Genomic DNA, 13,944 nt, shown 5'->3' with positions numbered 1-13,944 from the left:
AGATTAATGGCTCGCTGCGGGGCGACGACTCGAAGAGACTCGCCGCCATGTCGAAACTCCTGGATGGAGGCAGCAGGCTCTTCCTGTGGATCGTGATCCTCTTCTGCGGCGGATTGGGTTCACTCCTCCTTTCGATTTCCGTGGGGCAGCTGCGGGACACGCACTCCTTCCTCAAGCACGCCGTCGAGGTGGAGGGGAGCTGCAGTGCGTCGGTGGCGAGTTACTGCGTGCAGGAGATCCGGAGTCGTTCGGGAGGCGTCACCCGCATCCAGAAGTACGACTGCTATACGCCCGAGGTGCGCTACGTCCTTCATGGACAGACCTTCACGCGCAAGATGCACGACATGAAATCCCCCGACCGCATCGAGGTGGGGGCGCCGGTGGCCCTGCGGGTGCACGACAGGGGATACCGGCACGACGTGCGGCCCGTGTCCGGGTTCATGGACCTGTGGGGCTTTTCATTGATCTGGCTGGCCCTCGCCCTGGCCATGCTCCTGGTGGCCGTCCTCGGCGTGGGGAGCGAGCTGCGAAGGGCCTTCACGGCGCTGCGGACGCCTTCACCGGGGTGAGGGGTCAGGCGCGCTTCACGTCCGCGGGGGCGTTGGGATGGCGCGCGAGCATCGCGCGGAGCTGTGGCTGACGGCGCACCAGCTCCTGCTTGAGCAGGTGCGCGATGAGCACGGGCGGCGCGGCGCTCCAGCGCGCCAGGTTCTGCACGAGCAGCGGTGAGCGGTACGTGCGGCCGCACAGCAGCGACGCCGTCTTGCCATCCACCGGCATCCCCACGAGCGCCCCCAGCGCGCGGCCCTCCGTGTTGAGGATGAGCTCCACCTTCTCCTCGGAGGGGCCGGTGGCGAAGCGCTGGCGCAGGAGTTCGCGCGCGGTGCGGCGGGTGGACTCCGGCACGTCGCGGTCCACGGTGAGCTTGTGGTGTTCCATCAGCCGGCGCAGCGCCCACATGCGGCGGAAGAGGGCCGCCGGAAGCTGCGGGTTGCGCACGAGGAAGCGGCGCACGCCGGTGTCCGCCGCGAAGGCGGCTCGGGCCACCAGCGCTTCCAGGCCCACGGGGTTGCGGTGGTGCCGGGCGATGAGGCGCGCGTGCGCGAGGCCCACGCGCGGGTTCTCCAGGGCGGCCTTGATGACGGCGGGCACCGGGTCGAAACACAGCGCGGACAGCTCCGGGTCCGCCGCACCGTGCGCCATCGCGACCCGCTGGTCCTCGGGCAGCGCGTGCAGGCGCGTCTCGAAGAGCTTGCGGTAGTTGCCCAGCACGGCCTCGGGGACTTCTTCCTCGGGCGCGGCTTCGTCGTCACCGGCATCGGAGGCTTCCGCGTCCGGCAGGAGCTCCGTGTCGGGGACGTCGAGTGAAGGCTCGGGAGCAGGCTCCTGTCGCACGGTGTTCACGGGCGTCGCCACGGTGTCCGCGCCCGGCAACAGCGCGCCCTGGGCCACGAGCCGCGCGAGGATGTCGTGCAGTCGCTCCTGCGGCAGCCCCGTGAGCGCGGGCAGGTCCCGGGCCCGCGTGTGCCCGTCCAGGCGCGACAGCACGAAGCCCTCCTCCGCGTTCAGGGGAAGGCGCCGCAGGTCCACCGTGGGGTTCAGCTTGGGCGTCCAGTCGTTCATGCGCGGACCCGAGTCTTTCACGACACGCGCACCCTGTGCCTCCCGCGCTGCCGACACCGGATTGTTCTGGAGCCGGCCGAAAACGACGGGCTGCGTCGAGGCCTGCCCGGCTGCCTTCCAGCCAACGGGTCCGCTCGGGTTGCCGGGACCCGAGGGCCGACCGGTGTCGGCGCGGGCAGCCTGAATGCCGGTGCGGGTTGACGGGAGGCCAGGGTCTGGACACAACTTCACTTCATGTCCGACCGCATCCAGACCTATGCCGAGTTCTGGCCGTTCTACCTGCGCGAGCATTCGCTGCCGTCGACACGCTGGCTGCACTTCTCCGGGACCAGCCTGGGCGTGTGCCTGGGCGTGACGGCCGCCGTCACCGGGCGCGGGGCGCTGATTCCCGCCGCGCTGGTGGCCGCTTACGGCTTCGCGTGGTTCAGCCACTTCAAGATCGAGAACAACCGTCCGGCGAGCTTCAAGTACCCGCTCTGGTCGTTCATCTCCGACCTCCGCATGGCGGGGTTGATGGCCGTGGGCCAGCTCGCGCCGCACCTGGAGCGCGCCTGGGCGGGCCGTCAGGTTCCCGTCCCGGTGGCTTCGGCCCAGGCCGAGGTCCGGTAGTCCGGAGCGTCGTTTCAATTTTCGCCCGCGCAGCGCGGAATGGGGTTCGCGTGTCGAACCGGCATGCGCCCCCGGTGAGGGCTTTGCCCGGACTTCGATGGGCCGTGCCCTCGCGCCCTTCGCTCCAATGGAAGAATGATGCGAACTCAGTCTTCCTCGAAGGTGGGCTCTTGCTCCATTGGGATGGTGGTCAACCCAATGGCCTCCGGGGAGAATCCTTCCAATTCGTCTCTTCGAACGACTCCGATGACTTGTGCTGCGAAGTGGATGCGATCCGTCTTGCGGATCTCGAAATGACCGCGGTCGCCCCAGTTCGTGTCCGGGTTGTCCGCGGAGATATCTCCGCGCCATGCCCCGTCGGGGCGGGTGGAAATCCTGACGCGTTTCATGGTGTACGATTTTTGATCGATGTAATCGTTCGCAGCCAACACGTAGATGCCATCATTCTCAAGGAGGCTTGGAAGCGCGGCATTGAAGGGGATGTCGGTCGAGTGCACAGACTCCAGGAAGACTTTGTTGAGGAACTTGAGCGCGACGATGTCGTTGTCGTGCAGGGTGTCCGCCATGGATGAGCCCGTGACGATGGCGAATGCATCGATTTTCGTCCCTTCCAGTTGCTGAAAGGGTGAATCGGAGTCTGGACGTATCGCGAAATTCGGCCCTGCGGCGACGCGGAACAGTTGTTCCACGCGCTGTGCAGACTGGATGACCTGGGACGGAACCTTGAACTCCTTGAGTTTTCCCCGGAGATTTCGCCGGCTGGGCCTTTGGACTTGCGGAGCGGTCGTGTTCTCAGTGGTTGGAGGCACGGCGTCCGGCTTCAGGTCCGAGACAGATTTCCCGAGTGCGAATTCGAAGAATTCGATGAGTCGCGCATTGAGTTGAGGAGCCTCATTGATGGTCTTCGTGGCGAGCCAGGGCTTGTCGCTCCGCCAGGATTTGCCGAAGATGAACTGCTCGAAGTTCGGGTCGTGCGGCAGGCTCTTGTCATTTTCCGACAAGAGGTTCTCGATCTGGGAGTTGGCCTGGTTGGCCTGGGCTCCCGCGTCCAGGTCGTAGATGACGCGATAGTTGATGTCGAAAGCGCTGAGCACCTTCTGGAAGGCAGGGATGGTCCATTTGCCACGGCAGTTGATGAGGGTGACCGTGCGTCTGGCCATGAGGTATTTGGACCAGCTGATATTCCCTTCCTTTTCGAGCCGTCTGGCGACCGCTTCGACTGCGGCGATTTCACAGTCTCCTTCGACAAGGCAGACCTGTTCCGAGAAAAATGCTTCGTTGACGGCGGGATCGAAGCTCAGAAGCATTCGGAGCCGCGCCCGCTGCTCCTTGTCGGTGGCGGTCTGGTCGAACACGTCACGGGTTCGTTGTTTGGCGACCGGAGCCGCCGCCTTCTTCCTCAAGATGACAATGCCGTCGTGACGGTCGGCGAGGTCCAGGAAGACCGGGGAGTGCGTTGTGCAGATGACCTGACCGATGCCGCTTCGGGAGATTTTCAGCAGCGTGTCGCGCATCCTTCGGCACATGGCAGGGTGCAAATAGATTTCCGGCTCTTCGATCAGGAACAACATGGGGTGCTGCTCACGTGCAGTGCTTTTCCTGAGCTGTTCGGCGTACATCTGGAGAAGCGCCAGCACGATGGAGCGTTGTGCTCCGTGGCCTTGATTGTCCGGTGTCGTGGACAGGCCCCCATCCAGGACCCTGAACTCGGTGCTGCTCGCGAGATCCGACATCACATCGGGAGCGCTGAACTTGAGCTCAGCGCCAATGTTGATGAGTTCCTTGAACTTCGCTGTGATCTGCTCCTCGATGGAGGTCACGATCCGGTGTTTTCCCTCCGTAGCGAAAAGATCCTGGAGTTCTATTGCTGCGGCTCTGAACCGGATGACCCTCTCGTGGCTTGCGAGTTGCTGCTCAAAGAGGGAGTTCACGATTTTGCGAATCGAGGATTGTTTCATGCCCACGTCTGCTTCTTCGCTGGTTTCACGAAGCGCTGGAACGTAGATGATGCTGGGCAGGATGGCTTCGAGATGCGATGCGCTGCTTCCCGGGTGGGCTGCCCACGGTTCTTGCGGATGGGTCTCAAGCAGGGGTGAGTTGAGCTGCCTCGCCGCCTTGATGAGCACGCCAATTGGCGGTCTAGGGGTAGAATTCTCCTGGGCGACGAGTTCGGCGATGGGCTTCCATCGCTCGTCTGCTTCAAGAAGGGTTTTGAGGGTCTTCTTGCCAGTCCACCCCGTGAGATGATCCGTGGGTGGGCGGTTGGGGTTGTATGATGAGTTCTCAGAGGCAGTTCCAACCGTTCTCCAGCTCCGCTTGAGTCGATACTTTTCCCGCCCGTCTTCCATGAAGATGTTTTCCTGGAGAACGGGTGAAGCGCGGTCGCTCTCATTGAACTGGTCGAAATCCAGTTCAATCTCAATAGGACCATTGCTTGGTTCGTTGCCCGGAAACTGCACCTGCGCTGATTTCGACGTGGCGGTACATGCGAAGCGGATGGCTTCGAGGACGGATGATTTTCCTGCGTTGTTCTCCCCGACAATGGAAAGGAAGTCGGCAGAGCCCTGTCGATGCTCATCCTTCTGGGGGATTCGCAGTTCGATCATCTTGATGGACTTGAAGTTCTTGATGACCACCCGGTCCAGTCTCATGGAGTTGCCCTTTGGTATTGCGGAGAGCCTGAGCTCCCTTGCGAGGGCTCCAGGTGCTTGGCCGTGCGGACGACGTCTGCCCGTGACCTTCTCTGCAATGCCAGAGGTTACCCATGGCCTCCGAGGAGGCCATACCCCATGAGGGGGATGGCGGGATGGAGGCGTACAACCTGCTGGAGCAAGAGGACAAGGTCGCGGCCGTCCTCAGGCCGCCATCAGTACCGCTTGGGGCGTGCCATCCTGGCCCACTCGGAATTGCCCGCGCGGCCCGCTGGGGTGGCCCCTGCACTGGCTCCGATTGAACAGGCGGCGTGGTACCTTGCGGCATCGACTCTTCGTCACTCTCCCGCCTGGGGGAGCGCGCAAAAGGACCGGCCTTGTCGCCAGTTCGTCTCCTGATCCTCTTCCTCTTCGCTGTGCTTCTTCCCTCCGCTGCACGCGCCACCAACGTGTCCGGGCCGCTCTCCGTCGACACGACGTGGACGAGCGCGGGCAACCCCTGGGTGATCACGGGGGACGTGACCATCATTTCCGGCCGGACGCTGACGATCCAGCCCGGGGTCCAGGTCACCTTCGCCGCGAGTGATAGCTCGGGCTCGGGCGCGGATGCGTCCCGGACCGAGCTGATCGTCAACGGCACGCTGAGCGTCCAGGGCTCCAGCACCTCACCCGTCACCCTCACCGCCACGGGCGCCTACGGCGTGCGCGTCCTGGGCACCGGCTCCGCCTTCTTCGACTCCACCACGATCAACGCCGGGCGCTTCGGCGTGGTCAGCGCCGGCTGGACCACCCTTCGCTCCTCCACCATCCAGGGCGCCGCCACCCAGTGTCTGCTCGTGAGTTCAGGCACCCTGTCCTTCGAGACGGGCACCCTGCGCAACTGCGCTCAGGCGCTGGTCGCCAACGGCGGCACCACGTCCCTGCGCGACAGCCTGGTGCACGCCAGCGGTGCCACCAACCAGTTTGCCCTCGACGTGTTCGCCTCGGCCCAACTGGTCCACAACACCTTCACGGGCAACCTCCACGGCGCCCTCCGCATCAACATCTTCTCGGGGACCGTCAACGTCTCCGACAACATCATCACCTCCAACACCTACCATGGCGTCTACTTCGCCAACGCCCTCAACCCCACGCGCACGGTCCAGTACAACAACGTCTGGGGCCACAGCACCTACGACTACAGCCCCGCGACCGTCACTCCAGGTCCTGGCAGCATCTCCGCCAACCCGCTCTTCGTCGGCGCGCCTGACTTCCGCCTCACCGAATACTCTCCGGCACGTTTCGCCGCTTCGGATGGTGGCGACCTGGGGGCCTTCGCCCATGCGGGCCATCCCAGCCCCACGCTTCAGGGCGTCCTCTTCTCCAACAAGACGCTCTCCGGTGCCAACACGCTGGCGGGTGACCTGACCGTTCGCCCCGGTGTCACCCTCACCCTGGCACCCGGCGCTTCGCTCACCTTCGCCACCACGGATGGCCTTGGCTCGGGGATCGACAAGGGCAAGACCGAGCTGATTGTCGACGGCACCCTCGTCGCCCAGGGCACCCCAGAGGCTCCGGTCACCCTCACCGCCACCGGCGCCTATGGCGTGCGCGTGCTGAGCGGCTCCGCCACCTTCGATTCCACCACCCTCCAGGCCGGCCTCTACGGCGTCGTCAGCAACGGCTCCTCCACCTTCACCCGCTCCACCCTTCAAGGGGCTTCCAGCACCTGCTTGATTGTCACGGGAGGCGCCACGTCCTTCAGCCACGGCACCCTGCAGAACTGCGCTCAAGCCCTCATCACCAGCGGCGGCACCACGGAGCTTCGCTACAGCCTGGTTCGCACCAGCGGCTCAAGCGCCTTGTCCCAGTACGCCATCTACCTGCAAGGCTCGGCCCGGCTCGTCCACAACACTCTCACGGGCAACCCGTTCGGCGGCGTCCAGCTCGCCAGCTTCGCGGGAACCGCCGAACTCTCCGACAACCTCATTGCCTCCAACGGCCTCTACGGCATCACCGCGGTAGGCTCCACGTTCCCCACTCGCACCGTCCAGTACAACGACGTCTGGGGCCACAGCACCCGTGACGTCAGCACCAACATCACACTGGGCCCCGGCGGCATCTCCGCCAACCCGCTCTTCGTCAGCGCCTCGGACTTCCATCCCACGGAGAACTCTCCGGCCCGTCTGGCCGCCTCGGATGGCACCGACATGGGCGCCTTCGCCTACGCGGGGGCCCCCACGCCGTCGCTCCAGGGCGTCCTCTTCTCCGACAGGCTCCTGACTGGCGCCAACACCCTCGCGGGCGATCTGACCGTCCGCCCGGGCGTCACCCTCACCCTGGCGCCAGGGGCCTCGCTCACCTTCGCCGCCACCGACGGCCTGCGCTCGGGCGTGGACCGCGCTAGGGTCGAGCTCATCGTCGACGGCACCTTCGCCGCCCAGGGGACCCAGGACGCGCCGGTCACCCTCACCGCCACGGGCGCCTACGGCGTGCGTGTCCAGGGCTCCGCCACCCTCGACTTCACCACCCTCCACGCCGGCCTCTACGGCGCTGCCAGTACCGGTGCCACCACCTTCCGCAACTCCACCCTCCAAGGGGCCTCCACCCAGTGCCTGTTTGTCACGGGCGGCACCACCCGCTTCATCCAGGGCACCTTGCAGAACTGCCGCCAGGCGATCTGGACCACGAGCGGCACCATCGAGCTTCGCTACAGCCTGGTTCGCAGCAGCGGCGCACCGGGGAACGGCGTCTACGCCATGGAAGTGAGAGGGGGAGGTTCAGCCCACGTCGTCCACAACACGATCGTCGACAACCTCTACGAAGCCCTCAACGTCCGCGACGACGCCGGCTCCATCAGCATCTACGACAACATCATCACCTCCAGCGGTCATCGGCCCTTCTACTCCGCCATCACCCCTCCCGGCGCCATCCACCACAACGACGTGTGGAGCAACGGCGTCGTCTGGGCCCCCAGTGCCCCCTTGGGGCTCGGGGGGATCTCCGCCAATCCGCTCTTCGTGAGCGCTTCGGACTTCCGCCTCACCGCGTACTCGCCGGCCCGCCTGGCCGCGTCGGATGGCACCGACATGGGCGCCTTCCCCTATGCGGGCCACCCCAGCCCCGGCCTCCTGGGAGCCCTCGTCTCGGACCTGACCCTCACCGGCGCCAACACCCTCGCGGGCGATCTGACCGTCCGCCCGGGTGTCACCCTCACGCTGGCGCCAGGGGCCTCGCTCACCTTCGCGGCCACCGACGCGCTCGGGGCCGGCACGGACACGAAGAAGATCGAACTCTTCATCGACGGACACCTGGAAGCCCAGGGCACTTCCGCCTCCCCCGTCACCCTCACCGCCACCGGCGCCCGCGGCGTGTACGTCCGGGGCTCCGCCACCTTCGACTTCGCCACCCTCAACGCGGGCATCGTCGGCGTCCACAGTACGGGGGAGTCGACCTTCCACCGCACCACCATCCAGGGTGACACCGCGCAGTGCCTGGTCGTCTATGGCGGGACCACGACCTTCAGCCATGGCACCCTGCGCAACTGCGCTCAAGCCCTCCAGTCTGTCTTCAACACCATCACCCGGCTCGAGCACAGTCTGGTGCGAGCCAACGGTCTTCCCGCCCCGACCACCTACGCCATCGCGCTGGGCGGCCAGTCCTCCCTGCTCCACAACACCATCACGGGCAACGGGATGGGCGTCAACGTGTATCCCTTCAACGGAGACGTCACCCTCTCCGACAACATCATCACCTCCAACGGCCAGTATGGCCTTGTCTTCTCGCATCCGAGCGGCCCCAACCGCTCCGTCATCCACAACAACGTCTGGGGCCACGGCACCGCCAATTACCTCAACGTCACGCCCGGTCCCGGCAGCCTCTCCGCCGACCCGCTTTTCGTGGGAGCTACCGACTTCTCGCTTCAGGCCACGTCGCCGTGCCGCAACGCCGCCTCCGATGGCTCGGACATGGGAGCCTTCCCGTATGTCCGGCCGCTGGCGGCGTATGTCGTCGTGACGCCCTCGGCGCCCTCCCTGGTCGTCCAGGGCACGCAAGCCTTCACCGCGATGGCCTATGACGCCTCCAACCACCCGCTGCCCGATGCGGCGATCACCTGGTCCGCTCACGGCGCGGCGGGCACCATCGACGCGAGCGGCCTGTTCACGGCGAGCTGCACGGCGGGCACCCATCCGGGTGCGGTCACCGCGACGGTGGATGGCCAGTCCGCGTCCGCGACGGTGACGCTCACCCCGGGCCCGGCGGCGATGGTCATGCTCGCTCCGGCGACGACGACCCTGTCCGTCAACGACACACAGCAGTTCACCGCCAATGTCCGGGATGGCTGCGACAACCCGCTGCCCCTGGCGCCGGTCTCCTGGCTCGTGACCGACGGCGGTGGGGACATCGGTCCGGACGGCGTGTTCACGGCGGGCACCGTCGCGGGAACCTTCACCCAGACGATCACGGCCCTGAGCGGTGCGCTGTCCGCGACAGCGAGCGTCACGGTGAACCCAGGACCGATCCAGACCGTGCAGGTGACCCCTGCGTCCACGGCCCTGCGGGTGCGTGGGGCTCAGCGGTTCACCGCCACCGCGACCGATTCCTGGGGCAATACCGTGCCCGGAACAACGGCCTGGTCGGTCGGCTCGACGGCCGTGGGCAGCATCGACGCCGAAGGCCTGTTCACGGCCAGCGGCAGGGCGGGCGCATACCCTGGCGCGGTGACGGCGCGGTTCGACGCCATGAGCGGCTCCGCCGATGTGACGCTCGCCCCCGGTGACGTGACGCGAATCGTGGTGACTCCCGCGCTCGCCCAACTGGGACCTCGCAACGAGCAGCCGTTCAGCGCGAAGGGAGAGGACGCCGAGGGCAATGAGGTCTCCATCGCGCCCGTCTGGTCGGTCCTGCGCGGCGCCGGCAGCATCACCCCGGAGGGCCGCTTCACCGCGACCTCCGTGCCTGGCACCTACCCGGCGAGTGTCCTCGCCACGGCCCACGGCCTCGCGGGCTCGGGCTCGGTCGTCGTGGCGCCAGGCGCCCTTCACCGCGTGGTCATCTCACCCCAGAACCCGACGGTGGTCATCCAGGGGAGAATCACCTTCAGCGCGAAGGCTTATGACGCGTTCGACAACGAGCTTCCGCTCACTGCCACCTGGGAGGCTGTCAACGGCGGCGGCACCCTCGACGCATCGGGGGTCTTCACCGCTGGCCTCCACAGCGGAACGTTCTCCAACACCGTCCGGGTCACGGCCGACGGTCAGAGTGCCAGCACCTCCGTCACCGTCTCCACCGACTCCGACGACGATGGCATGGCCGACGAGTGGGAGCTTGCCCATGGGTTCGACCCGAACTCACCGGGTGACGCCTCGCTCGACGCGGACGACGACGCGCTCTCCAATGTCGCCGAGTTCGAGGCGGGCTCCGACCCCCACGACGCCGACACGGATGATGATGGCGTGCTCGATGGTCACGAGCTGGCTCCCACGGAGGACTCGGACGGTGACGGCCTGCCGAACGTGCGGGACCCGGACAGTGACGATGATGGGCTCTTCGATGGGACGGAGATGGCCGTCTCCTCGCCGCATGTGGGGACCGACGTCTCGAAGGAACAGTTCGTGGCGGACGCGGATCCGAGCACCCGCACGGATCCGCTCAACGCGGACACGGACGGGGACGGGCGCAAGGACGGCGAAGAGGACGCCAACCACGATGGCCGGCTCGATTCGAGCGAGACGGACCCGAACACGCCTGACACGTTCTGCGGCGCGCCCTCCGAGTGTGGCGACGGCGAGGTGTGCCAGGAGGGGGTCTGCGTGGACGCTCCTCCGGTTCCCGATGAAGTCATCGGCGAGGGCTGGGGCTGCGGTGGCTCAGGAACGAGCGCCTCGGTGATGAGCCTGCTGCTCCTCTCGCTCCTCGGGCTCGCGAATCCCCGGCGCAAGGGGAAGCGCTGACGCGTCCCTGCCTCAGTATTCGACCGCGATGCTCACCAGGGTCTCGTCCGTGACGCCGAAGTAGAAGGGCACGGGGATGGTGCCGGCCGGGCGCTGGTCGCCCGGCGCGCCGGGGGCTTCGGAGAGGTCGAAGCGGAGGTCCGTCACGCGCAGCGGCACGCGGGTGCCCTCGGGGACGGAGAACTCCAGGAGGATGCCTTCGGGCGGTGCGTCCCAGTACACCAGGGCCGTGCCCGTCTCACGATCGCGCGTGCGGGCGATGGCCTCGGGCTCCAGTCGGTGGCCGGCGATGGACAGGCCTCGCAGGGGCATGTGCGGGCCAAGCTGGATCTGGAGCTGGGTCGCCTGCCGGCGCGACGTCACCCGAAGCGCAAGCTGGCGCAGTCCGTCCCGGGTCTCGTCGCGCTCCACCCGCACTTCTGGCGCCGGCAGGGCCCGCATGGGCGCGGGAGCCACGCGGACGTCCTTGGGGAACAAGGGCAGGTAGTCGCCCATGCGGCGTGTCGTGGCCTCGCCGCCGAGGACCTGGGAGACCCAGGCGTCCGGCTCGTAGTCGCCGGAGAGCCAGTACGCCTCGTTGCTCGTGGCATCGACGACGTACGCGAGGCTGCTGGGGCGCGGGGTCTCCACGTCGAAGCGCTCCCGGACCACGCCCACGCCCAGCAGCACCACGGCCAGCGCGAAGGCCAGCGGCGCCACCGTCCGGCCCAGGCGCACGGGCTCCGCGACCGTCTGGGCCAGCAGCAGCGCCAGCCAGGGCGCGACCACCGCCGTCACCACCGCCACCAGGAAGAGCGTCAGGGCGACGTAGAAGTGGGGCACCTGCGGCACCCACAACAGCAGGCCGGGGATGGCGCTCGCGGCCAGCACCAGGCGCGTGCGCAAGGTCAGCGTCTCCCCCGGTTCGCGCCACCGCCACCCCAGGCCGAGCGCGCCGAAGACGACCGGCCAGGTGAACAGGTAGCTGAGTCCGCTCGCCACGAACGCGCTGACGAGTCCCAGCACCGTCCACGCGATGAGCGCGCCCGCCGCCAATTCCGCCCGCCGCACCTTGCGCAGGAAGAGGGCCTGGAAACCGGCCACCGTCGCGAGCGTCAGCGCCAGCAGCCCCACGATGAAGAGGCGGCCCTGGTAGGCGTCGCGCTGGGGCAGGGCACTCAAGCCCCCATCGATGCGCCGCACGAGCCACCACGCGGCTTGGATCACCGCCGCGCTCCCCGCCGTCGTCGCGAGCAGTGCGCCCACGCCCTTCAAGAGGCCGGTTGCTCGCAGCGCGCCCCGCCGCAGGCCCACGGCGATGGCGGCACCGCAGGCGAGGAGCGCCAGCAGCGCGAGGGGCACCGCCCAGGACGACGCATGGTGGACGAGGAAGGGCCCGACGTTGAAGTAGACGGCGCTCCCCATGGGGGCGGGCTCCAGCGGGTCCTGGCCCAGGTGGCGCGCGAGCGCGAGCATCATCTCGCCGTGATGCTGGAGGCTGTCCGGATCCAGGCGGGTGAGGTCGTCCAGGCGCGTGTGGTAGCGCATGAACCCGTCGATGAAGCCGAAGTTGAGGCCCGGCGTGCCCGCCTTCAGGAAGATGGAGAAGTCCGTCTCGTTGGGCAGCCGCCGGTAGGTCTCATCGAAGAGCGAGCTGGCCTGGACGGGGGCCCCCGAGCGCGCCAGCCGTTCGATGAGCCAGCGGCTGTCGGGACTCGGCTGGAACATCAGCGAGGGGCCGCGCGAGCCGCGGGCCTCGAAGTTGAGGACGACGGAGACCCGCTTCGCCAGCGGGTGCTGGAGCGTGAAGGCCCTGGCGCCCACGAGCCCCGTCTCCTCCGCGTCCATGAAGATGAAGAGGACGTCGTTGCGAAGCGGGGGACCGGTGCGCAGCGCGCGCAGCGTCTCGAGCATCGCCGCCACGCCAGCCCCGTCATCCGAGGCCCCGGGCGAGGTGGGGACGGAGTCGTAGTGGGCCACGATGGCGACGACCTTGCTTCCATCCACGCCCTTCAGATGGGCCAGGACGTTGTGGACCGTGGAGCCCGGGATGGTGCGGCCCGTGCCCAGCGTCGGGTTGATGGCGGAGGTCACCTGGACCTCCGGCGTCACCCCCGATTCGCGGAGGGTGCGCAGCAGGTACTCGCGCACGTCGCGGTGCGCCCGCGAGCCGACGGGGTGCGGGACCGCCGCGATGTGCTCCAGGTGCGCGCGGGCCCGCCCGGCGGAGAACACCTCCGCGGGCGCCGTGGCCGGCAGGGCCGTGGGCGCGGCGGCGAAGTGCAGGGCGAACGCGACGGTGAGCCCGACGAGGGCCACGGCCGACAGGGTGGCGAGGCGTGTGTTCAAGGGACCGCGACCCTACCGGGTTCCCTTCCTGCCCGCAGCGTGGTGGGAGGGCGCGAACCCGATGACGGTGGATCCGCGCCGCGTCCCTGTGTCACGCCGCGTGTTTCACGTCAGGCGCTGACGCCGACGCCAATCGGGCAGCTGACGCCCGTGCCCCCGACGCCGCAGTAGCCGCCCGGGTTCTTCTGCAGGTACTGCTGGTGGTAGTCCTCGGCGTAATAGAAGGCCGGCGCCGGCAGGATTTCCGTCGTGATGTCGCCCAGGCCCTTCGCGTTCAGCGCCGCCTGGAACGTGCGCTGCGTCTCCTCCGCGGCGCGCTTCTGGGCGTCGTTCGCGTAGTAGATGCCGGAGCGGTACTGGGTGCCCGCGTCGTTGCCCTGGCGCATGCCCTGCGTGGGGTCGTGGTTCTCCCAGAACACCTTCAGGAGCTGCGCGTAGGAGACCTTCTTCGGGTCGTACACCACGCGCACCACCTCGTTGTGGCCGGTGAGCCCCGAGCAGACCTCCTCGTACGTGGGGTTCGGCGTCAGCCCGCCCGCGTAGCCCACCGCCGTGGAGTACACCCCCGGCACCTGCCAGAACTTGCGCTCCACCCCCCAGAAACAGCCCATGCCGAAGACGGCCTCTTCAAAGCCCTCCGGCACCGGCCCCTTCAACGGGGTGCCCAGCACGGTGTGCTTCGGGGGAACCTGCATCTCCTGCGGACGGCCCGGCAGCGCCTCCTGGGGAGTGGGGAGCTTCAACTTCTTCGGGGACGTGAAGAACATGCTCTAGCTTTAGCCCCGGGCCCTCCGATTTTC

Annotated in this window: 7 protein-coding genes; 3 read left to right on the top strand and 4 right to left on the bottom strand. The window is 67.5% G+C overall.

Going from position 1 to position 13,944, the window contains the following annotated elements; all coding sequences use genetic code 11:
* The first annotated feature begins 47 nt into the window (after positions 1 to 47).
* Positions 48 to 569, top strand: a complete 522-nt coding sequence (locus tag D7X74_RS09185) for a hypothetical protein (protein ID WP_147446513.1) — start codon at positions 48 to 50, stop codon at positions 567 to 569.
* 4 nt (positions 570 to 573) lie between these two features.
* Here the strand turns inward: D7X74_RS09185 and D7X74_RS09180 are convergent, their stop codons facing one another.
* Complete coding sequence (locus tag D7X74_RS09180; RefSeq protein WP_199741795.1) at positions 574 to 1,623, bottom strand: hypothetical protein; 1,050 nt, start codon at positions 1,621 to 1,623, stop codon at positions 574 to 576.
* Positions 1,624 to 1,857: 234 nt separating this feature from the next.
* Between D7X74_RS09180 and D7X74_RS09175 the strand changes: the two genes are divergently transcribed.
* On the top strand, positions 1,858 to 2,232 hold the full coding sequence (locus D7X74_RS09175; RefSeq protein ID WP_120532550.1) for a DUF962 domain-containing protein: 375 nt from the start codon (positions 1,858 to 1,860) through the stop codon (positions 2,230 to 2,232).
* 146 nt (positions 2,233 to 2,378) lie between these two features.
* On the opposite strand, the gene D7X74_RS09170 is transcribed toward D7X74_RS09175, so the two are convergent.
* Positions 2,379 to 4,883, bottom strand: a complete 2,505-nt coding sequence (locus tag D7X74_RS09170; RefSeq protein ID WP_120532549.1) for an AAA family ATPase — start codon at positions 4,881 to 4,883, stop codon at positions 2,379 to 2,381.
* A 377-nt stretch (positions 4,884 to 5,260) separates the two neighbouring features.
* Here D7X74_RS09170 and D7X74_RS09165 point away from each other — a divergent pair, with 377 nt between their 5' ends.
* On the top strand, positions 5,261 to 10,816 hold the full coding sequence (locus D7X74_RS09165; protein ID WP_147446512.1) for a right-handed parallel beta-helix repeat-containing protein: 5,556 nt from the start codon (positions 5,261 to 5,263) through the stop codon (positions 10,814 to 10,816).
* Between the two features lie 12 nt (positions 10,817 to 10,828).
* On the opposite strand, the gene D7X74_RS44985 is transcribed toward D7X74_RS09165, so the two are convergent.
* Both D7X74_RS44985 and msrA read right to left on the bottom strand, forming a co-directional pair.
* On the bottom strand, positions 10,829 to 13,144 hold the full coding sequence (locus D7X74_RS44985) for a M20/M25/M40 family metallo-hydrolase (protein ID WP_120532547.1): 2,316 nt from the start codon (positions 13,142 to 13,144) through the stop codon (positions 10,829 to 10,831).
* Between the two features lie 110 nt (positions 13,145 to 13,254).
* Positions 13,255 to 13,911: a peptide-methionine (S)-S-oxide reductase MsrA gene (msrA, locus tag D7X74_RS09155; RefSeq protein ID WP_120532546.1), complete on the bottom strand. Its 657-nt coding sequence runs from the start codon at positions 13,909 to 13,911 to the stop codon at positions 13,255 to 13,257.
* Positions 13,912 to 13,944 lie beyond the last annotated feature (33 nt).

This window comes from Corallococcus sp. CA047B, from assembly GCF_003612065.1.
GTDB classification, from domain to species: Bacteria; Myxococcota; Myxococcia; order Myxococcales; family Myxococcaceae; genus Corallococcus; species Corallococcus praedator.
The sequence above is the reverse complement of the archived record's forward strand: the minus strand, read 5'-3'. Positions and strand labels throughout refer to the sequence as shown.

Coding starts and splice junctions, on each gene's coding strand:
- D7X74_RS09185 (WP_147446513.1), top strand. CDS start 48: ATGTCGAAACTCCTGGATGGAGGCAGCAGGCTCTTCCTGTGGATCGTG.
- D7X74_RS09180 (WP_199741795.1), bottom strand. CDS start 1,623: ATGAACGACTGGACGCCCAAGCTGAACCCCACGGTGGACCTGCGGCGC.
- D7X74_RS09175 (WP_120532550.1), top strand. CDS start 1,858: ATGTCCGACCGCATCCAGACCTATGCCGAGTTCTGGCCGTTCTACCTG.
- D7X74_RS09170 (WP_120532549.1), bottom strand. CDS start 4,883: ATGAGACTGGACCGGGTGGTCATCAAGAACTTCAAGTCCATCAAGATG.
- msrA (WP_120532546.1), bottom strand. CDS start 13,911: ATGTTCTTCACGTCCCCGAAGAAGTTGAAGCTCCCCACTCCCCAGGAG.